The following is a 22,465-nucleotide window of genomic DNA, read 5'->3' as shown; positions in this document are numbered from 1 at the left end:
CGGGCGCGGCTCCGGTCCAGCCCGCCTCGCTACAGTGACGGCGGCCCGCGCCCGAGCGGGCCGGGAGGACGGCCACGATGGCTCAGACGGACGGTTGGATCTCGACGGCGATCTGGTGGCACGTCTACCCGCTCGGCTTCACGGGCGCCGAGGCGAGCGCCTCGGAGGGTCCGGGTCCGGACGACGAGCCGCAGCACCGCCTCCGCGCCCTGCTGCCCTGGCTCGACGACCTGCTGGCGCTGGGCTGCAACGGGCTGCTGCTCGGGCCGGTCTTCGCCTCCTCCACCCACGGCTACGACACGGTCGACCACTTCCGGATCGATCCCCGCCTCGGCGACGAGGCCGACCTCGACGCGCTGATCGCCGCGTGCCGCGAGCGCGGGATCCGGGTGCTGCTCGACGGGGTCTTCAACCATGTGGGACGGGAGCACCCCTGGTGGCGTGCCGCGGTCGCGGCCGGCGAGGGCTCCCCCGAGGCGGCGCGCTTCTCCCGCAGCGAGCGGTCGCAGGAGGTCGACGGCCTCCGCGTCGACGTGTTCGAGGGGCACGACGCCCTGGTCGAGCTCGACAACGGGAACCCCGAGGTCGCGGAGCACGTGTCCTCCGTGCTCGCGCACTGGCTCGAGCGGGGCATCGACGGCTGGCGGCTCGACGCGGCGTACGCGGTCGCGCCGGCGGCCTGGCACGCGGCGATCGACCCGGTGCGGCAGCGCTTCCCCGACGCGTGGTTCGTCGGCGAGGTCATCCACGGCGACTACACCGGCTACGTGCGGGAGTCGGGGCTCGACTCGGTCACGCAGTACGAGCTCTGGAAGGCCGTCCGCAACTCCCTCGAGGAGGCGAACCTCTTCGAGCTGGCCTGGTCCCTGAAGCGCCACGACGACTTCGTCCGCGAGTTCCTGCCCCTGACCTTCGTCGGCAACCACGACGTGACCCGGATCGCCAGCGCCGTCAGCGACGAGCGCCACCACGGCCACGCCACGGCGATCCTCGGCTTCGTCGCCGGCGTGCCGAGCATCTACTCCGGCGACGAGCGGGGCCTGCGCGGCGTCAAGGAGGAGCGGATCGGCGGCGACGACGCGATCCGCCCGGAGTTCCCGGCCGATCCCGCCGAGTGGCCGGGCGGGGAGGCCTACCGGGCCCACCAGGAGGTCGTCGCGTTCCGCCGACGGAACCCGTGGCTGGTCGGCGCGAGCACCCGCACGGTCGACCTCTCCAACACCGCCGTGATGCTCGTGGCGGAGGGCCCGGAGGGACGCACCGCGCGGCTCGCGCTGAACATCGGCGACCAGACGGCGACCGTCGGCGGCGTCCAGGTCGCTCCCCACTCCTGGTCGCTGCACGACTGACCCGGCGCGCAGGCGGCCCGGCAGTGCGCGACGGAGCGTCGACCTTCAGGGGCCCGTCCTCTACGCTCGGGCGCATGCCGAGACCTGCACGAGGACCCTCCGACGGACGAGCCGACTCGATCGACGACGCCGGGATGCCGGCATCCGGACTCGAGCAGGCGTTCGCCGCCCCCGTCGACCCGGAGAGCGACCCCGGACCGGGCGAGAGGAGCGGCCTGTCGAGCCGCATCGCCCAGGAGCTGCTCGAGGACGGCTTCGGCCTCGAGGCGAGTGACGAGGAGGCCCCGTCCCGCGCCGTGGAGATCGACGATCCCGCCCGCGCCGTGGGTGACGATCCCGCCCACCCCGTGCACGGCTCGATGTCCGGCGAGTTCGAGCGCCGCTGAGCCCGGCCGCCGTCGGTCGGTCGTCGTCTGCCCGGCGGCACTGCTCGGCCCGCCGGCCGTCGTCACCCCGCCGGTACCGCGCCACCCGCCGCCGGCGCCGGGTCCGGGCCGCCCGCCTGCAGCTCGGCGAGGAATCCGGGCCGGAGCACGCGCGCCTCGATCGACGCGGCTCCCGAGGTCCAGCCGTCGCCGAGCGGACGCTCGGGAGTGAGCAGCACGTGGCCCGGCGTCCCTGCTCGGCCGAGGACGGCGGCGACGCGGCCCTCCGGATCGTAGAGGGCGTGGTCGACGAGCGGCCTGTAGACGGCGTGCACCGCGAAGTCCTCGCGGCGGCCGAGGAGGACGGGCAGCAGCTCCTCGCCCGGGCGCAGGCCGTGGGGCCACCAGCGGAAGCGCTCGACGAGCTCGTGGCAGGCGGCGCACGAGGGCGAGAAGAAGACGAGGTGCGTCGCCGGGCGGGACAGCTCCTCGAGCGTCAGGAGCTCGCCGGCCACCGTGACGAACGCGAGGTCGGCGGCCGAGAGGTCGCCCTCGGGCGCGCGCCCCGGCGCGGACTCCCTGTCGGCTGCGGACAGGCGGGCGGCCGCCCGGACGCGAGCGGCCGTCGACGCCGAACGGCGGTCGCGCACCAGCACGAGCGAGACCGCGGCGAGAGCGGCGGCGAGCCCGGACGCCGCCGCCGAGGCACCGCCGCCGCCGAGCAGCGCGGCCGGAGCGAGCCCGCCGAGGGCCCCGGCGACCGCGAGCGCGAGCAGCACCGCGTTCCTCGCGACGGTGCGTCCGGTCATCCGCGCCGAGCCCAGCCCGCCGAAGCACTCGCAGTCGACGTCCTCCGTCGCGCGGACCGCGCGGACGGCGACGACGAGGAACACGGCGTCGAGGAGCGCCACCGGCACGAGGGCGGCACGGTGCGCCGGAGCGGGCGCCAGCACCACCGCGGCGCCCAGCGCGATCTCGACGACGGGGAAGGCGGCCGCGAACCAGCCGCGGCGCCGGAGGAGGAGGGGGACCCCGAGCGCCTCGAGGCTCGCCCGGAACCGCTCCGTGAGGCCGAGCTTCAGGGCGCCGCTGACGACGAGCACCGCGCCCGCGCACCACGCGGCGATCGCGAGAACCGCCTCCAGCATCCGTCGCCCTCCTCGCTCGGCATCGACCCGCGCGACGCTACCGGCGCGGACCGGCCTCCCGCGGCCGAGGCGGGGAACGGGGCGGAGACGGCGCGATCCGGCGCGTTCCGCCCTCCGGACGAGCCGCTGCCGGCGCATCCGGCGCCCGGATCCCTCCAGGCGGGGCGCCCCCGGGCTCCCTCCCGGTCCCGGACGGCCGCTCCGCCGTACACTGCGAGAGGATCGGAGGGGTCATGCGGGGACGGCGAGCGCGCGACGAGCGGCACGGCACGGCGGCGAGTCCGCCTGCGGCCGCCGCTCCCCCGGCTGCGGTCACGGCTCCGGCCCCCTCGGACTCGCCGGACGACGCCTCGGGCGACGTCTCGACCGGGATGCGGATCGCCGCCGCCTGGTCGTGGCGCTTCCTCGCCGTCGCCGGGCTCCTCTACCTCCTCGTGCGCCTCGTCTCGCTGCTGCCCGTGATCGTCGTGCCGGTGCTGATCGCGCTGCTGCTCACCGCGCTCCTCACCCCGCTGCGGAACCGGCTCGAGCGCCTGCGGCTCCCCCGCCCGCTCGCGGTCCTGGTCTCGATCGTCCTGATGCTCCTCCTGCTGACCGGCCTCGTCGGGCTGGTGATCGTGCAGTCGCGCTCCGGCTTCAGCGGAGTGGGGCAGCGCGCTCTCGACGCGGTCGACGGCGTCGAGGCGTGGCTGCGGAGCCCGCCGCTGTCGTTCTCGGACGTCCAGCTCTCGGACTGGGCGCAGCGCGCGGTCGACTGGGCCGACGCGCAGGCGTCGACGATCGCGTCCGGGGCCCTCGCCGTCGGCTCCCAGCTGGCCGAGGTCTTCGCCGGAACCCTCCTCACCCTGTTCTCGCTGATCTTCCTGCTCCTCGACGGCCGCCGGATCTGGCACTGGTTCCTCCGCCTCCTCCCCCGCCGCGCTCCATCGCCGGGCGGGCGCGGCGGCGCCGCCGGCTGGCGGACCCTCAGCCAGTTCGTGATCGCGCAGCTCGGCGTCGCCGGGATCAATGCGGTCGGCATCGGCATCGGCGCGCTCGCGCTGCAGCTGCCGCTCGTCGTGCCGATCGCGATCGTGGTGTTCCTCGGCTCGTTCGTCCCGATCCTCGGCGCGATCGTGACCGGTGCGCTCGCCGCACTGGTCGCTCTGCTGTTCAGCGGGCCCGTCGCCGCGCTGGTGATGGTCGGCGTCGTGATCCTGGTGCACCTGCTCGAGGGGCACGTGCTGCAGCCGCTCATCCTCGGGACCGCCGTGAAGGTGCATCCGCTCGCCGTGGTGCTCGGAGTCGCGACCGGGCTCGAGGTGGCCGGGCTCGCCGGGGCGCTGTTCGCGGTGCCGACCATCGCGACGCTGAACGCGGCGGTCACCGCCATGCGGGCGCGCGCGCCCGGTGCGGAGTGAGCGCGTTCGATCCGGCCGCCCGACCCGGATCGACGGTGCTGCCCGCCCTCGCCTGCCCGGTCTGCGGCGGCGCGCTCGCCCCCGATGTGCTGCCCCGCCCCTCCTCGCTCCGCTGCCCCCTCGGGCACAGCGCCGACCTCGCGCGCCAGGGCTACGCCTCGCTCCTGCGCGGGAGGCACGCGACCTCGGGCGACACCACGGCGATGGTGCAGGCCCGCGCCGACCTGCTCGGCTCCGGCCACTACCGGGTGATCCAGGACGCGGTCGCCGCGGCCGTCCCCGCCGGCGCACGGCTCGTGGTCGACCTGGGCTGCGGCACCGGGGCGTACCTCTCGGCCGTGCTCGAGGCGCATCCGGCGGCGGACGGGCTGGGCCTGGACCTCTCGGCCCCGGCCGCCCGCCGCGCCGCCCGCGCGCACCCCCGGGCGGCGATCGCGACCGCGGACCTCTGGCAGCCCCTCCCGCTGGCCGACGCCTCCGCCGACGCGCTGCTCACCGTCTTCGCGCCGCGGAACGCCCCGGAGATGCGGCGGGTGCTCCGTCCGGGCGGCGTCGCCGTCGTCGTCACTCCGCGCGAGAGGCACCTGCACGAGATCCGCGAGCGGTTCGGGATGCTCGGCATCGACGCCGGCAAGGCGGAGCGGCTCGACGAGCAGCTGGCGGGGTTCGCGCTCGAGGAGCGCATCGAGCTCGACACGACGGTGCTGATGAGCGTCGACGAGCTGCGCGCCGAGGTGCTGATGGGGCCGAGTGCCCACCACGTGGATCCCGAGGCGCTGGACGCCCGGCTCGCGGCGGTGGAGGGGACGACCGCGGTGACGGTCGCGGTCACCGTGTCGCGCTTCGTGCGCGCGGAGTAGCGGCGGGCGTGCCGCCGACCCCGCGTCAGTACGTCTCGCGCAGGCGCTCCTGGTCGACCACCGCTTCGCGGTCCGCGAGGCGGCGCAGGCCCGCGAGGGGCTGGGCCATCCGGTGGTTGCCGCGGAGGACCGGCTCGGCCCGGTCGAGGAAGGCCCAGTACCCGGCGGTCACCGGGCAGGCGTTCTCGCCCAGGCGCACCTTCGGGTCGAAGCGGCAGCCGCCGCAGTAGTCGGACATCCGGTTGATGTAGGCGCCGCCCGAGGCGTACGGCTTCGTCGCGACGACGCCGCCGTCGGCGTGCTGGGACATCCCGATCACGTTCGCGGGCATCACCCACTCCGTGCCGTCGACGAAGACGTCCACGAACCAGTCGTTGAGCTCCGCCGGATCCCACCCCCGCTGCAGTCCCCAGTTGCCGAGCACCATCAGGCGCTGGATGTGGTGCGCCCAGCCGTGCCGGTGCACGTCGTCGAGCGTCTCGTGCAGGCAGTTCGCCTCGATGCCGCTCGGGTCGAGCGCGAGCAGCTCGGCGGGCAGCGGCGTGGAGGCGCCGAGCGCGCGGCTGCGGTTCCGGTACTCCGGCCCGAGGTGCCAGAACAGGTTCCAGACGTAGTCGCGCCAGCCGAGGATCTGGCGGATGAACCCCTCCGTCGCCGCGATCGGCGCGCCCCCGGCGGCGTACTCCGCCTCGGCCGCCTCGACGACCGTCCGCGGATCGAGCACGCCGAGGTTCATCGGGGCGCTGAGCAGCGAGTGCGCCATCGTCCAGTCGCCCGAGAGCATCGCGTCCTCGTAGGTCCCGAAGTCGCCCAGGCGCGACGACACGAAGTCGGCGAGCGCCGCCTCGGCCTCGGCGGGCGTCGCGGCGAATCGGCGCGGACCGTCGGCGCCGACCAGGCGGACCGCCCCCTCGGCCTCCCAGCGCGCGAGGTCGGCGCGCACCTCCTCGTCGATGTCGTCCTCCTCCGGCCACCACGGGTCGGGCAGGCCGAGCCGGGAGGCGCCCTTGGGCGGAGGCTGGCGGTTGTCGTGGTCGTAGTTCCAGCGGCCGCCCTCGGGCTGGTCGCCGCGCATCAGCACGCCGGTGCGCTCGCGGCTCCACCGGTAGAAGTCCTCCAGCAGCAGGCGCTTGCCCGAGCGGGAGAGCGCCCACTCGCGGAAGTCCTCCTCGGCCGTGATGAAGCCGCGGCTGGGCAGGACGCTCATGCCGAGCCTGCGGGCGAGGCGGCGGCCGCCGCGGGTGGGCGGGTCGATCACCTCGAGGTCGTCGCGCCCGGCGAGGGCCTCGCCGAAGGTCTCGGAGCGGACGTACTCGGCGCGGTCCCCGAGCTCGCGGGCGCGGTGGCGGAGCGCCGACAGCAGCAGCTGCGCCTTGGCGCGGTGCATCGGGCGGCGCCCGAACGCCGATCGGGCCTCGACCAGCAGCATCGGACCGCCGTCGTCGAAGGCAGGGCCGAGCTGGCCGATGACGCTCCAGCGGGTGCGAGGGGGTCTGCTCATCCTCGGAGGCTAGGCGGACGGATCCGGCGCCGGTAGGAGTTGCGCGGCACGGATGTGCAGCCGCCACGTCTTGCACCCCCGCCCCCGATGCAGAAGTCTCGGAGCGAGCGCGGCCGATCCGACCGCGCACCGACGCGACGAAGCGAGGAGGCCGCCATGGCCCACCACGACCACGACAACGAGCACCACGAGGGTCACGAGCACCACGACCACCACGAGGGTCACGACGAGCACGCCGCCGGCCACGGCCGTCACGTCGCCGAGGGCACGAGCACCGAGGACACCGAGGGCGGCGAGTACACCTCGACGGAGGGCGTCTCGCACACCGCCGGCGAGGCCGAGGGCAGCTACGTCGACACCTCGGTGAACGAGCAGAGCACCGCCGACAAGGGCAGCTACGTCGACACCAGCGCCGCGGGCACCTCCGCCGAGGGCGAGGGCGAGTACACCGACCGCGACGAGTGACCCGCGCTCGCGCCCGGGCGCCGCGCGTCCCGCCGGGACACCGCGCTCCGGCCGGTGTCCCGGCGGGGAGCCGGCGCCTCGGCGGGACGCGGTGGTCCGTCGGCGCTTCAGGCGGGCTTCAGCGGGGCCGCGGCTAGCCTGGGCTCGCGCGGGGCCCCGCGCGCCGAGCCCGGGGAGGCCGCCATCCGCATCCTGGTCGTCGACGACGAGATCAACCTGCTCCGCGCCCTCGAGACGGGCCTGGAGGCCGAGGGCTTCGCCGTGGACACCGCGACCACCGGCACCGACGCCCTCTGGCACGCGCAGGAGGCCGACTACGCCGCCATCGTCCTCGACCTGATGCTCCCGGACGTCAGCGGCTTCCGCGTCTGCGAGCGGCTGCGCGCCGCCGAGGACTGGACTCCGATCCTGATGCTCACCGCGAAGGACGGCGACCTCGACCAGGTCGAGGCCCTCGACACCGGCGCCGACGACTACCTCACCAAGCCGTTCTCGTTCCCGGTGCTCGTCGCGCGGCTGCGCGCCCTCATCCGCCGCGGAGCCGCCGAGCGGCCCACGGTGCGCGTCGTCGGCGATCTCGTGCTGGATCCGGCGTCCCGGACCGTCGAGCGGGGCGGAGTCGCCGTGCCGCTGACCGCGCGCGAGTTCAGCGTCCTCGAGTACTTCGTCTCGCGGGCGGGCGAGGTCGTCTCCAAACGCGACGTCCTCGGAGCCGTCTGGGACTTCGACTACGACGGCGACCCGAACATCGTCGAGGTCTACGTCCGCACCCTGCGCAACAAGATCGACCGGCCCTTCGGCCGCGACACCCTCCGCACCCGGCGCGGGGCGGGCTACACGCTGGTGGCCGGGTGAGCCGCCGGAGCCTGCGGACCCGCATCACCGCGGCCGCGACCGCCGTGGTGGCCGCCGCCGCGCTCATCGGGAGCGTGCTCTTCGTCCTGGTCCTCTCCTCCGTGCTCGCCTCGAGCGCCGCCTCCGCCGCCGACGCCGAGGCGGAGCGGGTCGCGGCGCTGGTCGAGCAGGGCGGCCCGGAGGCCGTCCGCGGCTCGGAGGGACTGGTCCAGCTCGTGGTCGACGGGCGGGTGACCGCCGCGGGCGAGGACGCGGAGGACCTCCCTCCGCTCGCGCTGGCCGAGAGCGACGACCCGGTCACGGTCGACGTGGACGACGAGGGGCCGGTGGTGGTCGCCGCCCGCGAGCTCGACGACGACTCCCTCGTCGTGGTCGGCGTGCCCGACGAGGGCCGCGAGGAGGCGGTGTCCACGACGATCGGGCTGCTCGCGGTCGCCGTCCCGCTGCTGATCGCGCTGGTGGCGGTGGTGTGCGCCGGCGTCGTCGGCCGGGCGCTGCGCCCCGTGGAGCGGATGCGCGCGGAGGCCGAGGCGGTCACCTCCTCCGCCCTGGACCGCCGGATCGCCGCTCCCGGCTCCGGCGACGAGGTCGACCGGCTGGCGCACACCCTCAACCGGATGCTCGATCGGCTGCAGAGCGGGCAGGAGCGGCAGCGGCGCTTCGTCTCGGACGCCTCGCACGAGCTGCGCTCCCCCGTCGCGGCGCTGCGCCAGACCGCGGAGGTGGCGCTCGCGCACCCGGACCGGCTCGACTCCGCCCGGCTGGCGAGGACGGTCGCGGAGGAGTCGGTGCGGCTCGGCGGGCTGATCGAGGGCCTGCTGCTGCTCGCCCGGGCGGACGAGGCGCGCCTGGCCGTGGCGGCGGCTCCCGTGGACCTCGACGATCTCGCCCTCGGCGAGGTGCGGCGCCTGCGCGACTCCGGAGCCCGGGTCGACGCGAGCGGGATCTCGCCCGTGCAGGCGGTGGCCGACGAGGCCCTGCTCTCGCGGGCGCTGCGGAACCTGGTCGACAACGCGGTGCGGCACCGCTCCTCGCAGCTGGCGCTCTCGACCCGGATCGACGGAGCGGAGGCGGTGCTCGCGGTGGACGACGACGGGCCGGGGATCCCGGCGGCGGAGCGCGAGCGGGTGCTCGAGCGCTTCGTCCGCCTCGACGAGGGCCGGGCGCGCGACGCCGGAGGGTCGGGCCTCGGCCTGGCGATCGTCGCCGGGATCGCGCGGGCCCACGGCGGACGGGTCGTCGTCGGCGACTCGGCGCTGGGCGGCGCCCGGGTCGAGGTGCGGGTGCCGCTCGTCCGCTGAGCGGGCGCTTCAGGCCTCCTTCAGCGCCCGACCGCGAGAGTGCTGGAGGCGTCGACGAGCGGCGCCGGGACGGAGCCATCGTGCAGAAGAAGACGAAGATCATCGCCGGGATCGCCGGAGCGGTCGTGCTGATCGGAGCCGGGACGGGCATCGCCTACGCCGCGACCGACGGCTTCGAGGGATCCGACTCCCTCACCGGCAGCGACCTGGACCGCGCGAGCGAGGCCGCGCTCGCCGAGATCGGCGGCGGGACCGTCACCTCGGCCGAGCGCGACGACGACGGCGCCACCGGCTACGAGCTGGACCTGACCGACCGCGCCGGCCTCGAGTACGAGGTGCGCCTCGACGACTCCTTCGCCGTCCTGTCCGTCGACCCCGACGACCGCGCCCTCCAGGCCGGCTCCGACGACGACGGCGTGCCTGCCGGCGACCCGACCGCCGCCGCCGTGGACCCGGACGACCTCACCGGCGACGACCTCGCCCGCGCGAGCGAGGCGGCGCTGGGCGCCGTCGGCTCCGGGACCGTCACCGAGGCCGAGCGCAGCGACGACGCCGACCACGCCTTCGAGGTGGAGGTCACCCGCGAGGACGGCACGGACGTGGACGTCGAGCTCGACGCCGCGTTCGCCGTGCTCTCGACCCAGGAATAGCGCTCTAGCGGCCGCCGGGGCCCTTCGCGGCCCCGGGTGCGGCACCGCTGCCCGCGGGGGCGCCGACGCCGGTCGCCGCACCGCGAGCGCCGGGACCGCTGCCGTTGCCGCCCGCGTTGCCGATGCCGTTGCCGTTGCCGTTGCCGTTGCCGTTGCCGGGAGCGTTCCCGCTGTTCCCGGGTGCGCCGCCGCTGTTCCCGGGTGCGTCGCCGCTGTTCCCCGGAGCATCGTCGCCGGGAGCGGCCGGGGTCTCCTCCGCGGGCTCCTCCGGCTCGGTCGGCGTCTCCTCCGGCTCCGACTCCTCGGGCGAGGGGGCGGGGTCGTCCTCGGTCTCGACCGGAGCCGGCGTGTCCTCCGGCTCCTCCTCGACCGGGGTCGTCTCCTCGGGAGCCGGTTCGGTCGTCTCGGCCGGTGCCGGCTCCGGGGCTCCCGCGATCAGGGCCTCGAGGTCGCCGCGGACGACGTCGACCTGCGCCTGCACCGTCGCTGCGCGGTCGGAGCTGACGGAGCCCTCGGCGAGCGCGGCGTCGAGCGCCGACTGCAGCGAGGCGAGCTCGGTGAGAGCGCCCTGGTAGTCGTCGGCCGAGGCCTTCTCGGCGACGGCCACCACCGCGTCGTCGAGGGTCTGGGCGGTCCCCTCGTCGATGCCCTGCGGCGCGGAGGAGCATCCGCTCAGCAGCAGGACCGAGGCGAGCACGGCGCCGGCGGCGCGCAGTCGGAGGCCCCTCACGAGCGGATGCTCTCGCGCAGCTGACGGAGGTGGTCGCCCAGCTCGCCGTCCACCTGCGGCAGAGGCGACTGGGGACCGTCGATCAGGATGATCGCGAGCCCGACGGCGACCGCGACCAGCGCGAGCACCAGCACGATCAGCCACGGGCTCGGGCCGCGGCGCTGCGGAGGGGCGGCCGCGGAGCGGAGCGGAGCCGTGCGCGGCGCCGGAGCGGTCTGCGGTGCCGGCGCGATCCGCTCGGTCGCGGTGAAGCGCTGCGTCGGAGCGATCGCCTCCGTGGCCGGGTACGCGTCGGCCGCGAGCCGGCGGGTCGGGTCGAGCGCCTCCGTCCGCGTGATCGGCTCGGTCTCGGCGAGCGGCTCCGTCGACATCACCCGGGTGGCGGGGACGTCGGGGACGACGATGGCCGCCGGCGGGGAGTCGCGCCGCGGATCGATCAGGCGGCGTGCCGACTCCGCCACCTGCAGCGCGGCGGGACGCTCGCCGGGCTCGCGCCGCGTCATCGAGGTCAGGAGCGAGGTCCAGCCGCTGCCGAGCGACTCGGAGACCTCGGGGTCGCGGAGCAGGCGGGCGAGCGTGACCTCGATCGCCGAGCCCGTGAATGGCCGGCGCCCGGTCAGCGACTCCAGGAGCACCAGGCCGAGGGAGTAGATGTCGCTCGCCGAGGTGACCGGGTCGCCGTGCGCCTGCTCGGGGCTGAGGTAGGCGGCGGTGCCGATGAGGGTGCCTGGCGCGGTGATCCGCGTCGCGTCGATGAGGGAGGCGATGCCGAAGTCGGCCAGCTTCGGGCGGAACTCGCGGCTGGTCAGCGGGCTCGGGACGAGCAGCACGTTCGACGGCTTCACGTCTCGGTGCACGACTCCGGCCGCGTGGACCGTGTGCAGGGCCTCGCCGAGGTCGCCCGCCATCGAGGCGACGTCGTTCGGCGCGACCGGGCCCTCGGCGAGCCGCTCGGACAGGCTCGGGCCCTCGGCGAGCTCCATCACCATGTAGGCCTGGCCGTTGGTGTCGTCGCCGCCGTCGTGCGCGTCGTAGAGGGTGACGAGGGCGGGGTGGTTGAGAGCCGCGAGCAGCCGGATCTCGGACGCCTTGCGCTGCAGGTCCTGGGCGTCGTCGATGCCGGGGGCGAACATCTTCAGCGCGACGGAGCGGCCGAGGACGCCGTCTCTCGCCCGGTAGACCGTGGCCATGCCGCCGCGGCCGATGAGCTCCTCGATCGTGTACCGGCCGTCGACCGTCGTCCCGACGATGCGGGTGTCGCCTGTCCGGTGGGATGCCACGGGTCCTCCTCGCGGTCGGCGGCGGGTGTGCCGCGCCCCCCGGTGCGACCGTCGACCCAGGGTAGTACGTCGACCCTGCACGCCGCCCTCCCCCGGCCGGGCTGTCAAGCGGGTGCCCCCGCGCGCGCCCCGACGTAGCGTCGGAGGTCCCGACGAAAGGCGACGACATGGACCAGGACCGCACGGAGCAGGACGACCAGGGCTCGACCATCGGCAAGCCGGGCGGGGCGGCGCCCGCCACCTCCTCCGAGAGCGAGACCATCGAGAAGGACATCTCGGAGTCGCCCGGCAGCGAGCGCGAGACCGAGGCCAAGCAGGACTCGGACCCGGCGGAGAGCCGCACCGAGGTCTCCGGCTCGGCCGAGGTGAAGGCCGTGCCCGGCACGGGCGGCCCGGACGACGTGGGCGACGTCGAGGTCGACCCCGACGAGGTCTCGCTGAACGGCAAGCCGTTCCCGGGTCACGCCGGCACGAAGTAGGACGCCCGGGAGGGGCGGGGCCGCGGCTCCGCCCCTCCCGTGCTCTCCGGTTCACCCACCACCCGTCGTCCGCCCTCGCCCGGGGGTTCCGCAGATCGCGCGGATCGTCCCGCGCCTACCGAGCGAACGGCGTCAGGCGACCGGCGTCAGCAGGTTCGGGTCGCGGCGGTCGACGGTGCGGGAGTTGTTCACGCGGCGGTCGACCGGGTGGGCCGTGACGGTCGAGGCCATCGCGACGGACGCCCGGTCGAGGGTGGCGAGCATCTCCTCGGCGGAGGCGAGCGGAGCCGGGTCGAGCCAGGCGTCGCGCACGTCGGGCGTGAGGAACACGGGCATCCGGTCGTGCACCTCGCCGGAGGCGTCGCGCGCCTCGCGGGTGATGATCGTGAAGGAGACGCGCCAGTCGTCGCCCTCCTTGCGGGCCGTGTAGAGGCCGGCCGCGGCGAGGATCGGCTCCTCGCCCTGCAGGAACCAGGGCTGCTTGCCGTCGGCGCGGGTCTCCCACTCGTAGTACCCGCGCATCGGCACGATCGCGCGCTGCTTGGCGAACGCCCCGCGGAACAGGCCGTTCGTCGCGACCGACTCGAGGCGCGCGTTGATCGGCGAGGGCCCCCTGCCCTTCGACCAGGACGGGGTGAAGCCCCAGGACGCGAGCTCGAGCTCGCGCTCCCGCTCGCCGTCGTGGAGCCGCTCGCGCACGATCGGCGCGACGTCGGTGGGAGCGACGCTGTAGTCGGGCGCCCAGTCCTCGGCGCGCCCGCCCGCGGCGACGAACTCGCGGATCAGCTCATCGGTCTCGGAGTCCATCGCGAAGCGGCCGCACATGCGGGACAGGCTACGCCGCACCTCCGACGCCGCGCGAGGCGTCCGGTCCGACCACCCGGGACTTCGCGGACCAGAAGCGCATCAGCGCGCCGGCGAAGATCGAGCCCAGCGCGCCGGCGGCGAGGTCGCCGAGCGTGTCCTCGTAGCCGACGAAGATCGAGGAGTCGATGAAGCGGTGCCCCGCCCACTCGCCCCACTCCCACAGGACGCCCGCCGTCGTCCCGAAGCAGGCGCAGAGCACGACCGCCGGGAGCAGCGGCCCGCGATCGCCCGCGACGGCCGGCACGACTCCGGCCCGCGCGGCGACGATGTAGGCCACCGCGGCGATCAGCCCGTTGAGCACGCAGTGCACGACCAGGTCCCACTGCGGCCAGGCCTCGTAGAGGCCGAGGACGCTGCTCCAGGACGCCACGAGCAGCGCGAGCCCGAAGAGGGCGTCGAGCGCCGGACGGATGCCGAGGAAGCGCGGCAGCACCAGCCCGATCGCCGCGAGCGCGAGCACCGCCACGTCGACCAGGTCCCACCCGATGGCGGCCGCCACGATGCTCGCCGCCCCGATCGCGCGGATGCCGTCGGCCGTCCACTCCCCGCGGGTGCGCGGGGGCTCGAGGAAGGTCTCGACGAGGGCGGAGCCGCTCACGGCTTCGTGAAGCGCAGCACGGCCTGGACCGGCTCGTGGTCGGAGGGCGCCGCTCCCCCGTAGCGGACGGCGTTGATCCCGGCGGAGACCACCTCGAACGCGCCCTCGCTGACGAGCAGCCAGTCGATCCGCTTGCCCGGCGCCGGCGCGCGGTAGTTCGAGAAGGTGCTCCACGAGTGGGTGAGGTGCTTCTCCGCCGTCTCCCACGCGTCCGCGAGGCGGCCCTCGTCGAGGATCGTCCGGTAGGGGACGGTGTCGACGTCGGTGTTGGTGTCGCCCATCACGATCGCGGGGCGTCCGAGCTCGAGGACGCGGCGGGCGATCAGCTCGGCGGAGCGCTGGCGCGAGCGCCGCGAGATGTGGTCGAAGTGGGTCGAGACCACGGTGAGCTCGCGGCTGGTCGCGTGATCGGTCAGCTCCGCGATCACGGCGGTGCGCGGGATGCGGTTGCCCCAGCTGCGCGAGCCGGCGACGTCCGGGGTGTCCGAGAGGGCGATCTGGGTCCAGTGCCGGACGGCGTAGCGGCTGCGGTCGACGAAGAGCATCACGCGCTCGCCGCCGCGGTCCGCGTCCCGGCCGAAGCCCATCGCCTCGAAGGAGGAGCCCAGCGCCTCGTGCACGGCGGCCGACTGGTCCGGCAGCGCCTCCTGCACGGCGAGGATCGAGGGGCGCTCCTGCTCCAGCACCCGCTGGACGAGCGGGCGGCGCCGGTCCCACTGGTCGACGGCGCGGGAGGTGAGGCGCGGCATCCGGCGGCGGATGTTGTAGGTCATCACGTGCAGATCGGGCGCCTCGGTCGGGCCGATCAGAGGCGTCGCGTCGGTCATCACTCCACCCTACGGGGGCGGATCGAGGTGCCACGGAGGCTTGCGGTGACCGCTCCCGGCCGCTCTACTTCGGACATGCCCCTCTCCCAGGACCTCACCGCTCTCGCCGACGAGCGCTTCGTCTCGCTCACCACGTTCCGGAAGTCCGGGGACGCCGTCTCGACCCCGGTCTGGATCGCCCGCGACGGCGACGAGCTGATCGTCACCACTCCCCGCCGCAGCGGCAAGGTGAAGCGCCTCCGCAACGACGCGCGGGTGACCCTCGTCCCCTGCGACCGCCGCGGCCGCGTCTCCGACTACGCGGTGCCGGTCGAGGCCGCCGCGGAGATCGACGCCGACCCCGGCGAGGTCGATCGCCTGGGCCGCGTGTTCCTGGCGAAGTACCGGCTCGAGTACCGCGTGTTCCTCCTGATCGAGGGCCTGGTCACCCGCGCCGACCGCACCCGCGTGATGCTCCGCGTCTCCGACCGCTGACCCGGCACCGCCCTACACCCCCGGAGGCTCCCGCCGGAAGGCCTGGGGGCCGCCGGTCCCGGGGTCTACCGTGGGGCGATCGCCGGTGCCCCTGCGCGCTTCCTGCGCGCGCTCCGGCGGCAGTCAGAAGGAGCACGCAATGAGCATCGGAGCAGGGATCTTCCTCCTCGTCGTCGGCGCGGTCCTCGCCTTCGCGGTGGACGTGCAGGTGTCCGGGATCGACCTGAGGCTGGTCGGCTACATCCTCATGGCGGCCGGAGCGGTCGGCCTGATCCTCGGGCTGGTTCTGCTGACGCGCCGCCGCCAGGCCGTCTCGACCACGCGCTCGGCCGTCGACCCGGCCAGCGGCGAGCAGGTCACCCGCCGCTCGAGTGAGAGCGACGGCCCGCTGATCTGATCGGCGGAACGACGAAGGGCGGGACCTCGCGGTCCCGCCCTTCGTCGTTCACGGCCCTACTCGGCGGGCTCGTCCGGCTCGCCGCCGGAGACGGTGTCGGTGTCGCCGCCACCGGAGGAGGTGTCCGTCCCGGTGCCGTCGGGGAGGTCCTCGGTCTTCTCGGTGTCCTCACCCGTGGTGCGGTCGGTGCTCATGGCGCTCTCCCTTCGCGTCGGCGACCTGCCGACCCTCCCACTCTGCTCCGCCCGCGCCTCGCGGGGCAGGGGGTAGCGGAGGCGGAGGGCGGCGTGGAAGGCGCCTACTCCTCGACGACGATGGTGGTGATGACCGGGTTCCGGCGGTGGCGGCGGGTCAGCCAGCGGCCGAGGGTGCGCGTGATCAGCGCCTCCATGGCCTCGAGCTCGACCGGCTTGCCCGCGGCCTGCAGGACGGCGTCGTCGATCGCCTTGCTCGCGTTGGCCTTCCAGCCCGGCTCCTCGACGAAGCCGCGGGTGAAGAACTCGACCGGCTCGCCGAGCGTGCCGCGGTCGAGGTCCGCGATGGCGAGGACCGTGATGGCCCCCTCCTCGGCGAGGACGATGCGGTCGTTCATCGCGTCCTCGGTGGCGACGCCCATCGTGGTGCCGTCGACCAGGATCTGGTCGGCCGGGATGCGCCCGCTGATGCGCGAGCGGCCCTTCACCAGGTCGATCGAGACGCCGTCCTCGATGACGAAGACGTCCTTCTCGTCGATCCCGGTGCGGGTCGCGATCGCCGCGTTCGCGGTGAGGTGGCGCCACTCGCCGTGCACGGGGAGCACCGCGGTGGGGCGCAGGATGTTGTAGCAGTAGGCGAGCTCGCCCGCGCTGGCGTGACCCGAGACGTGCACCTTGGCGTTGCCCTTGTGCACGACGGTGGCGCCCCAGCGGGTGAAGGCGTTGATGATCCGGTAGATCGCGTTCTCGTTGCCGGGGATCAGCGAGCTGGCCAGCAGCACGGTGTCGCCGGGGCCGATGTCGATGATGTGGTCCTTGTTGGCCATGCGCGAGAGCGCCGCCATCGGCTCGCCCTGCGAACCGGTGCAGATCATCACGATCTCGGTCGCGGGGAGCTTCTCGAGCACCTTCATGTCGACGACGAGGCCGGCCGGGATCTTGAGGTAGCCCAGGTCGGCGGCGATGCCCATGTTGCGGACCATGGAGCGGCCGACGAAGGCGACCTTGCGGCCGTGGCGCTGCGCGGCGTCGAGGACCTGCTGGATGCGGTGCACGTGGCTCGCGAAGCTGGACACGACGATGCGGCGCGGCGCGGTGCGGAACACCTGGTCGATCGCGGGGGCGAGGTCGCCCTCCGAGATCGCGAAGCCGGGGACGTCGGCGTTCGTGGAGTCGACCAGGAACAGGTCGACTCCCTCGTCGCCGAGGCGCGCGAAGCCGGGGAGGTCGGTGGTGCGCCCGTCGAGCGGGAACTGGTCCATCTTGAAGTCGCCCGTGTGCAGCACGAGGCCGGCCTCGGTGCGGATCGCGACGGCGAGCCCGTCCGGGATGGAGTGGTTCACGGCGAGGAACTCGAGGTCGAAGACGCCGGCGTCGATCCGGTCGCCCTCCTTCACCGGGCGCGTGCGCGGCGTGATGCGGTGCTCCTGCAGCTTCGCGCTGATCAGCGCGAGGGTGAAGGTCGAGGCGATGATCGGGATGTCGCCGCGCTCCTTGAGGAGGTACGGCACGCCGCCGATGTGGTCCTCGTGGCCGTGGGTGAGGACGATGGCCTCGATGTCCTTCAGGCGCGAGCGGATCGCGGCGAAGTCGGGGAGGATCACGTCGATGCCGGGCTGGTTCTCCTCGGGGAAGAGGACGCCGCAGTCGACGATGAGCAGCTTGCCCTTGTGCTCGAAGACGGTCATGTTGCGGCCGATCTCGCCGAGGCCGCCGAGCGGGGTGATCCGCATGGCGCCCTTCTCGAGGGGCTTGGGCTTGGGGAGCTCGAGGTGGTGGCGAGCGGGCTTGGCGGTTCTGGCGTTTCTCATGCGGTTCTTCCGGGAGGGAGTGGCTGGACGCGGGCGCGCGGCGCAGGGTCCGACCGCGCGCCCGGTCGGGCCGCGGTGATGTGTCGCTCCGGCGCTGTGAGCGCTGTCGGGAGCGGGTGGAGGTGTGCGGGACGGGGCCGGCGGGGCCGCTCTCAGCGGGCGGTGCCGTCCGTGCGGGGCGCTCTCGCGCACCGACCGTCCCGTACATCCTGCCAGCGTTCCCTGGGTCGCGGGTCCAGGAGGCGGGATCCGGGCCTCGCAGGCGCTCAGGCGCGCGCGTCCTCCGGGGTCTCGGCGGCCTCCTCCGCCGCGCGGAGCACGCGCAGGGTGTTGCGTCCGGCGAGGTCGAGCAGCTCCGCGTCGCTCCAGCCGCGGTCGGCCAGCTCGGCCAGCAGGCGCGGGTAGCCCGAGACGTCGCCGAGCCCCTCGGGCAGGTCGGCGACGCCGTCGAAGTCGCTGCCGAGGCCCACGTGCCGGGACCCGACGGCCTCGCGGGCGGCGTCGACGTGGTCGGCGACCTGCGCGACGGTGACGAGCGGCGCCGGATGCGCGCGGCGCCACTGCTCGAAGGCGGCGAGCGCGGCGGGCTCGGCCACCGGGAACGCGGCCCGGTTCGCCCGCGCGGCCTCCTCGGGCGCCTCGGCGGGGCGGGGGGCGCGGGGCCAGGGCATCGACGTGGTGAGCCCGAGCGCGGCGCGGGCGGCGTCGGCCTCGGCCGACCAGTCGGCGAAGGCGCGCGAGACGAACTGCGCGACGAAGGCGATCTGCAGCACTCCTCCGTTCGCGGCGAGCGCCGCGAGGGCCCGGGCGGAGACGTTGCGCGGATGCGCGGCGACGTCCGCGACTCCGGAGTGGGAGTAGAGGACGGGAGCGGAGGTGGCGGCGAGCGCGGCGAGCTGGGTGCGCTCGGAGGTGTGCGAGAGGTCGACGACGACGCCGAGCCGGTTCAGCTCGTGGACGACGGCCACCCCGTCCGCCGTGAGCCCGCCCTCGACCGGGGTGCCGGTGGCGGCCTCCGCCCAGTCGAGGGAGCTGTTGTGCGTGAGCGTCATCGTCCGCACGCCCAGCCGGGCGAGCATCCGGAGCACGCCGAGGGAGGAGGCGACGGAGTGGCCGCCCTCGATCCCGAGGAAGGAGGCGATCCGGCCGGAGGCGACCGCCTGCTCCGCCTCCCGCACCGTGGTCACGATGCGCAGGTCGCGCGGGTGGGCGGCGGCGAACCGGTACGCGGCGTCGATCTGCTCCAGCGTCGCGGCCACCGCGTCGCCCTCGCTCTGCAGCGCCGAGACGAAGACCGACCAGACCTGCGCCGAGACGCCTCCCGCGCGCAGCCGCGGCAGGTCGGTGTGGAACTCCGGGCGGGGCCGGTCGAAGCCCTCGACTCGGTACCCCTCGTAGCGCCGCAGCCCGCAGAGCAGGTCGTTGTGCGTGTCGAGCAGCACCTCGCCCTCGAGGAGCCGGCGGAGGCGCTCGGCGCTCACGCGTCGTCGTCGGTGGGGATCGGCCCGACGCCGCGCCAGCGGGAGAACACCAGGGTCGTGTAGGTGTCGGCGACCACCGGATCGGAGGTGACGCAGTCGAGGACGAAGTCGCTCAGCTCGTCGGGGCTCGCGGCGACCACCTCGATCAGGTAGTCGTCCTCGCCCGCGACCAGCCACAGGTTCACCACCTGGGGCAGCTTCGACATCGCCTCGGCGAAGCGGGCGTTCTCGGCCCGCGAGTGCTCGCGCAGCTGTACGCGGAGGATCGCGCGGATGCCCTTGCCGAGCAGGCGCGCGTCGACCTCGGCGTGGAAGCCCGAGATGACTCCGCTCTCGATCAGCGCCCGCACCCGGGCCAGCGAGGAGGAGGGCGCGAGGCCGATCCGGTCGGCCAGCTCCTTGTTCGGGATGCGCCCGTCCTGCACCAGGACGTTGATGATCGCGCGGTCGACCTCGTCGAGCCGGACCGGCCTAATTATGTTCGGCAAGGGAGACACCTTTCGCGGGCGTGAGCCGCTTCTGTGCGGCCAGAGTGGGAATCGCTGTACAGGATACAGACCGTTTGCCTCAACGGGCATCGACGTGCAGACTTTCTGCGAGATCACCGAACGCATGCGCCAGTCCCCTCGATGACGCCGCACCCTCCCGACTCCCCCGAGTCTCCCGATGCACCACACACGAAGGGGTACCTCCTCCCATGAAACGGCTCCCGAAGCTCCTGATGGCGGCGGTCGCGATGACCGCGGCCGTCGGCCTGCTGTCCGCCTGCGGCACCGACTCGACGTCGTCGAGCCAGGCCGGCACGTCCTCCCACGTCCTCACCGTCGGCAAGCTGCTCCCCCTGCAGGCCGTCGATCCGCACAAGGTGAACGACGGCATGTCGAACGAGGTGCTCACCGCCGTCTTCGACGGCCTCTACACGCTCGACGCCGACGGCCAGATCGACCCGCTGATGGCCGAGAGCGTCGAGAAGTCCGACGACGGCCTGACCTACACCTTCACGATCCGCGACGCGTCGTGGAGCAACGGGACGCCGGTCACCGCGCAGGACTTCGAGTACTCGTGGAAGCGCCTGGTGAACCCGGCCACCGCGGCCCCGAACAGCAACGAGGCGGTCGCCGCCGGCATCAAGAACGCGAACGAGATCGTCAACGAGGGGATGGACTACACCCAGCTCGGCGTCACGGCGCTGGACGACAAGACCCTGCAGGTGCAGCTCGCCGCGGACGTGCCCTACTTCCAGGCACTGCTGGTGCGGCCGGCGTTCCTGCCGGTGAACCAGGCCTACCTGGAGAGCGTGGGCGACACCTACGGCCAGACCCCCGAGACGACGATCTACAACGGGCCCTTCGTCTGGGACTCGTGGGACTTCGCGAACAACTTCTCGGTCGCCAGGAACGCCGACTACTGGAACGCCTCCGGCATCGACCTGGACGCGATCAAGTGGCAGGTCGTGAAGGACTCGCAGACCGCGGCGCTCCTCCAGGAGAGCGGCGACCTCGACTTCACCGAGATCTCCGGAAGCCTGATCGACCGCTACACCGACTCCCCCGAGCTGACCACGGCGCTCGAGGTGCACATGTGGTACTTCTACCCCAACCTCCAGAACCCGGCGCTCGCGAACGAGGACATCCGCACCGCGCTGGCCACCTCCTTCGACAAGGAGGCGCTCGCCGACGAGGTGCTGAAGAACGGCGCCCAGCCGGCCGACTACTTCGTCGGTCAGAACCTGGCGGTCGGACCCGACGGGAAGCAGTTCCGCGACACGGGCGGCAGCTACCTCGCCTACGACCTCGACGCGGCGCAGGCCGCCTGGACGAAGGGCCTCGCCGCCCTGGGCACCGACTCCGTGAGCCTCACGCTCTCGTACTGGGACGACGAGGCCTCGATCGCGCAGGCCGAGTACGTCGCCTCGCAGTGGGAGGCGAACCTGCCCGGTCTGAGCATCGAGCTCACCAGCCAGCCCAAGGCGACGGCGAACGAGCAGGCCACGGCCGGCGACTTCGACCTCTACCTCTTCCGCTGGGGCCCCGACTACAAGGATCCGATGGCGTTCCTGGAGCTGCTGTCCTCCACCTCCGCCCGCGACTTCGGCGGCTATGCGAACCCGGAGTACGACTCGATCATCGCCGCGGCCCGCACCGCCGACATGCTCTCCCAGCCGGAGGCGCGCTGGCAGAGCCTGCACGACGCGGAGGACATCCTGATGGGCGACGTGGCGGTGATCCCGACCGTGCAGAACGGCATCGCGATGCTGATCAACCCCGCCGTGCAGGGCATGGAGGTCCGCAACGTGAGCCTGACCTGGAACTACCGCCTCGTCACGAAGGACGACTGATGCGGACCACCCCCCGAGAGGAGACGGCACGATGACCGCGACGAGGACCCTGCGCGAGCTGATGGAGTCCGGGAGCGTCCTGGCCCCCTGCGTCTTCGACTGCTCCTCCGCCCGAGCGGTCGAGCTGGCCGGCTTCGAGGCGATGCTGCTGAGCGGATCGGAGGTGTCGATGTCGATGAAGGGCATCCCCGACCTGGGACTGCTCTCGCTGGAGGAGCTCCTCTGGGCGGTGGAGCGGATCGTCGACATGTCGCCGCTGCCGCTCGCGGTCGACATCGAGGACGGCTTCGGCGCGAGTCCCCTGCAGGTGTACGAGACCTGCAGGCGGGTGGCCAAGGCCGGCGCGATGGCGGTGCTGATGGAGGACGAGTTCGAGCCCGGCTACGCCCGGGACGTCTCGGCCGACAACATGATCCCCCGCGAGGAGTACTACGCGAAGGTGCGGGCCGCCGTCCGCGCCGTCGAGGGCACCGACTGCATGGTGATCGCGCGCAGCAACTACGGCAGCGCGAACCTGGAGGAGGGCATCCAGCGGATGATCGACTGCGTCGCCCTCGGAGCGCACGCGACGGTCGTGGTCAACGTCACGACCCTCGCGGACGCCGCCGAGGTGGCCCGCCGGGTGCCGGGGCTGAAGATGTTCGCCGACATCAACGCCAAGCGCGGCCTCGAGCAGATGTCGTTCGCGCAGCTGGCGGAGCTGGGCTTCCAGCTGGTCACGATGCACTTCACGATGAAGGCGTCCATGGCCGGGATGATCGAGGCCGGCCGGGCGAACCTCGCCGAGATGGGCAACACCTACTCGAACGAGCTGATGCCGGAGGAGTACCCGGGCCACAGCGGCATGGCGTTCTTCGCCGCGCAGGAGCTGCTCGACCTCGAGTCGGAGTTCTCGGGCCGCACCCAGTCGTTCAACGACCCTCGGACCGTGCACGCGGCCCCGGCCGGCTGAGCGCGACCGCACCTCTGCAGGGCCGTCCGCCCGCGCCTCGAGCGCGGCGGGCGGCCCTTCGTCGTACGCGGGGCGCGAGGGGCGCGGCGCCGAACATCGTTCGGCCGAGAGCCCTCACTGCCGCACGCAGCCGAATCCGCTTC

The 22,465-nt window shown here is 73.9% G+C and carries 24 protein-coding genes; 13 read left to right on the top strand and 11 right to left on the bottom strand.

The window, feature by feature from the left end:
• The first annotated feature begins 77 nt into the window (after nt 1–77).
• Together C5C10_RS06190 and C5C10_RS06185 are read left to right on the top strand one after the other, a co-directional pair.
• Nucleotides 78–1,349 carry an alpha-amylase family glycosyl hydrolase gene (locus C5C10_RS06190; protein WP_104328811.1) on the top strand — a complete coding sequence of 424 codons (1,272 nt, stop codon included), beginning with the start codon at nt 78–80 and terminating at the stop codon, nt 1,347–1,349.
• 74 nt (nt 1,350–1,423) lie between these two features.
• Nucleotides 1,424–1,735 carry a hypothetical protein gene (locus C5C10_RS06185; protein ID WP_146082843.1) on the top strand — a complete coding sequence of 104 codons (312 nt, stop codon included), beginning with the start codon at nt 1,424–1,426 and terminating at the stop codon, nt 1,733–1,735.
• Nucleotides 1,736–1,797: 62 nt separating this feature from the next.
• Here the strand turns inward: C5C10_RS06185 and C5C10_RS06180 are convergent, their stop codons facing one another.
• A complete protein-coding gene (locus C5C10_RS06180) occupies nt 1,798–2,862 on the bottom strand; it encodes a MauE/DoxX family redox-associated membrane protein (RefSeq protein WP_104328810.1) in 1,065 nt (354 codons plus the stop codon).
• A gap of 233 nt (nt 2,863–3,095) precedes the next feature.
• Between C5C10_RS06180 and C5C10_RS06175 the strand changes: the two genes are divergently transcribed.
• Together C5C10_RS06175 and C5C10_RS06170 are read left to right on the top strand one after the other, a co-directional pair.
• Complete coding sequence (locus C5C10_RS06175) at nt 3,096–4,262, top strand: AI-2E family transporter (protein ID WP_104328809.1); 1,167 nt, start codon at nt 3,096–3,098, stop codon at nt 4,260–4,262.
• Nucleotides 4,259–5,122 (top strand): methyltransferase domain-containing protein, encoded by an 864-nt coding sequence (locus C5C10_RS06170; protein WP_104328808.1) that lies wholly within the window; start codon nt 4,259–4,261, stop codon nt 5,120–5,122. The genes C5C10_RS06175 and C5C10_RS06170 overlap by 4 nt, the downstream gene beginning before the upstream one ends.
• Nucleotides 5,123–5,147: 25 nt before the next feature.
• Here C5C10_RS06170 and C5C10_RS06165 read toward each other — a convergent pair whose 3' ends face one another.
• Complete coding sequence (locus tag C5C10_RS06165; RefSeq protein ID WP_104246940.1) at nt 5,148–6,623, bottom strand: cryptochrome/photolyase family protein; 1,476 nt, start codon at nt 6,621–6,623, stop codon at nt 5,148–5,150.
• A 156-nt stretch (nt 6,624–6,779) separates the two neighbouring features.
• Here C5C10_RS06165 and C5C10_RS18050 point away from each other — a divergent pair, with 156 nt between their 5' ends.
• The 4 genes from C5C10_RS18050 (at nt 6,780) to C5C10_RS06145 (ending at nt 9,894) form a co-directional block, all read left to right on the top strand.
• Entirely contained in the window at nt 6,780–7,088 is a 309-nt protein-coding gene (locus tag C5C10_RS18050) for a hypothetical protein (RefSeq protein ID WP_208543601.1), read from the top strand.
• Between the two features lie 183 nt (nt 7,089–7,271).
• Complete coding sequence (locus tag C5C10_RS06155) at nt 7,272–7,943, top strand: response regulator transcription factor (protein ID WP_104328843.1); 672 nt, start codon at nt 7,272–7,274, stop codon at nt 7,941–7,943.
• The gene (locus tag C5C10_RS06150; RefSeq protein ID WP_258060446.1) at nt 7,940–9,244 is read left to right on the top strand and encodes an ATP-binding protein; all 1,305 of its coding nucleotides are present in this window, start codon (nt 7,940–7,942) and stop codon (nt 9,242–9,244) included. Before C5C10_RS06155 ends, C5C10_RS06150 begins: the two co-directional genes overlap by 4 nt.
• Nucleotides 9,245–9,324: 80 nt before the next feature.
• The gene (locus tag C5C10_RS06145; RefSeq protein ID WP_104323658.1) at nt 9,325–9,894 is read left to right on the top strand and encodes a PepSY domain-containing protein; all 570 of its coding nucleotides are present in this window, start codon (nt 9,325–9,327) and stop codon (nt 9,892–9,894) included.
• A 4-nt stretch (nt 9,895–9,898) separates the two neighbouring features.
• Here C5C10_RS06145 and C5C10_RS06140 read toward each other — a convergent pair whose 3' ends face one another.
• On the bottom strand, nt 9,899–10,624 hold the full coding sequence (locus C5C10_RS06140; RefSeq protein ID WP_104328807.1) for a hypothetical protein: 726 nt from the start codon (nt 10,622–10,624) through the stop codon (nt 9,899–9,901).
• On the bottom strand, nt 10,621–11,904 hold the full coding sequence (locus tag C5C10_RS06135; RefSeq protein ID WP_104292687.1) for a serine/threonine-protein kinase: 1,284 nt from the start codon (nt 11,902–11,904) through the stop codon (nt 10,621–10,623). The genes C5C10_RS06140 and C5C10_RS06135 overlap by 4 nt, the downstream gene beginning before the upstream one ends.
• Nucleotides 11,905–12,071: 167 nt before the next feature.
• On the opposite strand from C5C10_RS06135, the gene C5C10_RS06130 reads away from it, so the two are divergent.
• Nucleotides 12,072–12,383 (top strand): hypothetical protein, encoded by a 312-nt coding sequence (locus tag C5C10_RS06130; RefSeq protein ID WP_104328806.1) that lies wholly within the window; start codon nt 12,072–12,074, stop codon nt 12,381–12,383.
• Between the two features lie 132 nt (nt 12,384–12,515).
• On the opposite strand, the gene C5C10_RS06125 is transcribed toward C5C10_RS06130, so the two are convergent.
• From C5C10_RS06125 to C5C10_RS06115, 3 genes are read right to left on the bottom strand one after another with little or no spacing between them, the layout of a single operon-like run.
• Entirely contained in the window at nt 12,516–13,208 is a 693-nt protein-coding gene (locus C5C10_RS06125) for an SOS response-associated peptidase (RefSeq protein ID WP_104328805.1), read from the bottom strand.
• A 10-nt stretch (nt 13,209–13,218) separates the two neighbouring features.
• On the bottom strand, nt 13,219–13,848 hold the full coding sequence (locus tag C5C10_RS06120) for a hypothetical protein (RefSeq protein ID WP_104328804.1): 630 nt from the start codon (nt 13,846–13,848) through the stop codon (nt 13,219–13,221).
• Complete coding sequence (locus tag C5C10_RS06115; RefSeq protein WP_104328803.1) at nt 13,845–14,675, bottom strand: endonuclease/exonuclease/phosphatase family protein; 831 nt, start codon at nt 14,673–14,675, stop codon at nt 13,845–13,847. The genes C5C10_RS06120 and C5C10_RS06115 overlap by 4 nt, the downstream gene beginning before the upstream one ends.
• 75 nt (nt 14,676–14,750) lie before the next feature.
• On the opposite strand from C5C10_RS06115, the gene C5C10_RS06110 reads away from it, so the two are divergent.
• Nucleotides 14,751–15,149, top strand: coding sequence for a PPOX class F420-dependent oxidoreductase (locus C5C10_RS06110; RefSeq protein WP_104222923.1), 399 nt, complete (start codon nt 14,751–14,753; stop codon nt 15,147–15,149).
• Between the two features lie 139 nt (nt 15,150–15,288).
• Nucleotides 15,289–15,546: a DUF6458 family protein gene (locus C5C10_RS06105; RefSeq protein WP_104262774.1), complete on the top strand. Its 258-nt coding sequence runs from the start codon at nt 15,289–15,291 to the stop codon at nt 15,544–15,546.
• A gap of 56 nt (nt 15,547–15,602) precedes the next feature.
• Here C5C10_RS06105 and C5C10_RS17760 read toward each other — a convergent pair whose 3' ends face one another.
• From C5C10_RS17760 to C5C10_RS06090, 4 genes are all read right to left on the bottom strand, one after another.
• Nucleotides 15,603–15,740 carry a hypothetical protein gene (locus C5C10_RS17760; RefSeq protein WP_159940924.1) on the bottom strand — a complete coding sequence of 46 codons (138 nt, stop codon included), beginning with the start codon at nt 15,738–15,740 and terminating at the stop codon, nt 15,603–15,605.
• A 104-nt stretch (nt 15,741–15,844) separates the two neighbouring features.
• Nucleotides 15,845–17,551 (bottom strand): ribonuclease J, encoded by a 1,707-nt coding sequence (locus C5C10_RS06100; RefSeq protein ID WP_104222925.1) that lies wholly within the window; start codon nt 17,549–17,551, stop codon nt 15,845–15,847.
• Nucleotides 17,552–17,817: 266 nt separating this feature from the next.
• On the bottom strand, nt 17,818–19,032 hold the full coding sequence (locus C5C10_RS06095) for a dipeptidase (protein WP_104328802.1): 1,215 nt from the start codon (nt 19,030–19,032) through the stop codon (nt 17,818–17,820).
• Complete coding sequence (locus tag C5C10_RS06090; RefSeq protein WP_208543320.1) at nt 19,029–19,520, bottom strand: Lrp/AsnC family transcriptional regulator; 492 nt, start codon at nt 19,518–19,520, stop codon at nt 19,029–19,031. The genes C5C10_RS06095 and C5C10_RS06090 overlap by 4 nt, the downstream gene beginning before the upstream one ends.
• A gap of 209 nt (nt 19,521–19,729) precedes the next feature.
• Here C5C10_RS06090 and C5C10_RS06085 point away from each other — a divergent pair, with 209 nt between their 5' ends.
• Nucleotides 19,730–21,370, top strand: coding sequence for a peptide ABC transporter substrate-binding protein (locus C5C10_RS06085; RefSeq protein ID WP_104328801.1), 1,641 nt, complete (start codon nt 19,730–19,732; stop codon nt 21,368–21,370).
• 31 nt (nt 21,371–21,401) lie between these two features.
• Nucleotides 21,402–22,322 (top strand): oxaloacetate decarboxylase, encoded by a 921-nt coding sequence (locus tag C5C10_RS06080; protein ID WP_104328800.1) that lies wholly within the window; start codon nt 21,402–21,404, stop codon nt 22,320–22,322.
• The last annotated feature ends 143 nt before the right edge of the window (nt 22,323–22,465 follow it).

It is taken from the genome of Rathayibacter sp. AY1A3 (assembly GCF_002930975.1).
Taxonomy (GTDB): Bacteria; Actinomycetota; Actinomycetes; order Actinomycetales; family Microbacteriaceae; genus Rathayibacter.
This window is presented reverse-complemented; position numbering and strand designations above follow the sequence as displayed.

Excerpts from the sequence above, each read along its gene's own strand:
- C5C10_RS06115 (WP_104328803.1), bottom strand. The coding sequence starts at position 14,675 with ATGACCGACGCGACGCCTCTGATCGGCCCGACCGAGGCGCCCGATCTG.
- C5C10_RS06190 (WP_104328811.1), top strand. The coding sequence starts at position 78 with ATGGCTCAGACGGACGGTTGGATCTCGACGGCGATCTGGTGGCACGTC.
- C5C10_RS06165 (WP_104246940.1), bottom strand. The coding sequence starts at position 6,623 with ATGAGCAGACCCCCTCGCACCCGCTGGAGCGTCATCGGCCAGCTCGGC.
- C5C10_RS06100 (WP_104222925.1), bottom strand. The coding sequence starts at position 17,551 with ATGAGAAACGCCAGAACCGCCAAGCCCGCTCGCCACCACCTCGAGCTC.
- C5C10_RS06180 (WP_104328810.1), bottom strand. The coding sequence starts at position 2,862 with ATGCTGGAGGCGGTTCTCGCGATCGCCGCGTGGTGCGCGGGCGCGGTG.
- C5C10_RS06185 (WP_146082843.1), top strand. The coding sequence starts at position 1,424 with ATGCCGAGACCTGCACGAGGACCCTCCGACGGACGAGCCGACTCGATC.
- C5C10_RS06110 (WP_104222923.1), top strand. The coding sequence starts at position 14,751 with ATGCCCCTCTCCCAGGACCTCACCGCTCTCGCCGACGAGCGCTTCGTC.
- C5C10_RS06125 (WP_104328805.1), bottom strand. The coding sequence starts at position 13,208 with ATGTGCGGCCGCTTCGCGATGGACTCCGAGACCGATGAGCTGATCCGC.
- C5C10_RS17760 (WP_159940924.1), bottom strand. The coding sequence starts at position 15,740 with ATGAGCACCGACCGCACCACGGGTGAGGACACCGAGAAGACCGAGGAC.
- C5C10_RS06080 (WP_104328800.1), top strand. The coding sequence starts at position 21,402 with ATGACCGCGACGAGGACCCTGCGCGAGCTGATGGAGTCCGGGAGCGTC.
- C5C10_RS06105 (WP_104262774.1), top strand. The coding sequence starts at position 15,289 with ATGAGCATCGGAGCAGGGATCTTCCTCCTCGTCGTCGGCGCGGTCCTC.
- C5C10_RS06175 (WP_104328809.1), top strand. The coding sequence starts at position 3,096 with ATGCGGGGACGGCGAGCGCGCGACGAGCGGCACGGCACGGCGGCGAGT.
- C5C10_RS06130 (WP_104328806.1), top strand. The coding sequence starts at position 12,072 with ATGGACCAGGACCGCACGGAGCAGGACGACCAGGGCTCGACCATCGGC.
- C5C10_RS18050 (WP_208543601.1), top strand. The coding sequence starts at position 6,780 with ATGGCCCACCACGACCACGACAACGAGCACCACGAGGGTCACGAGCAC.
- C5C10_RS06085 (WP_104328801.1), top strand. The coding sequence starts at position 19,730 with ATGAAACGGCTCCCGAAGCTCCTGATGGCGGCGGTCGCGATGACCGCG.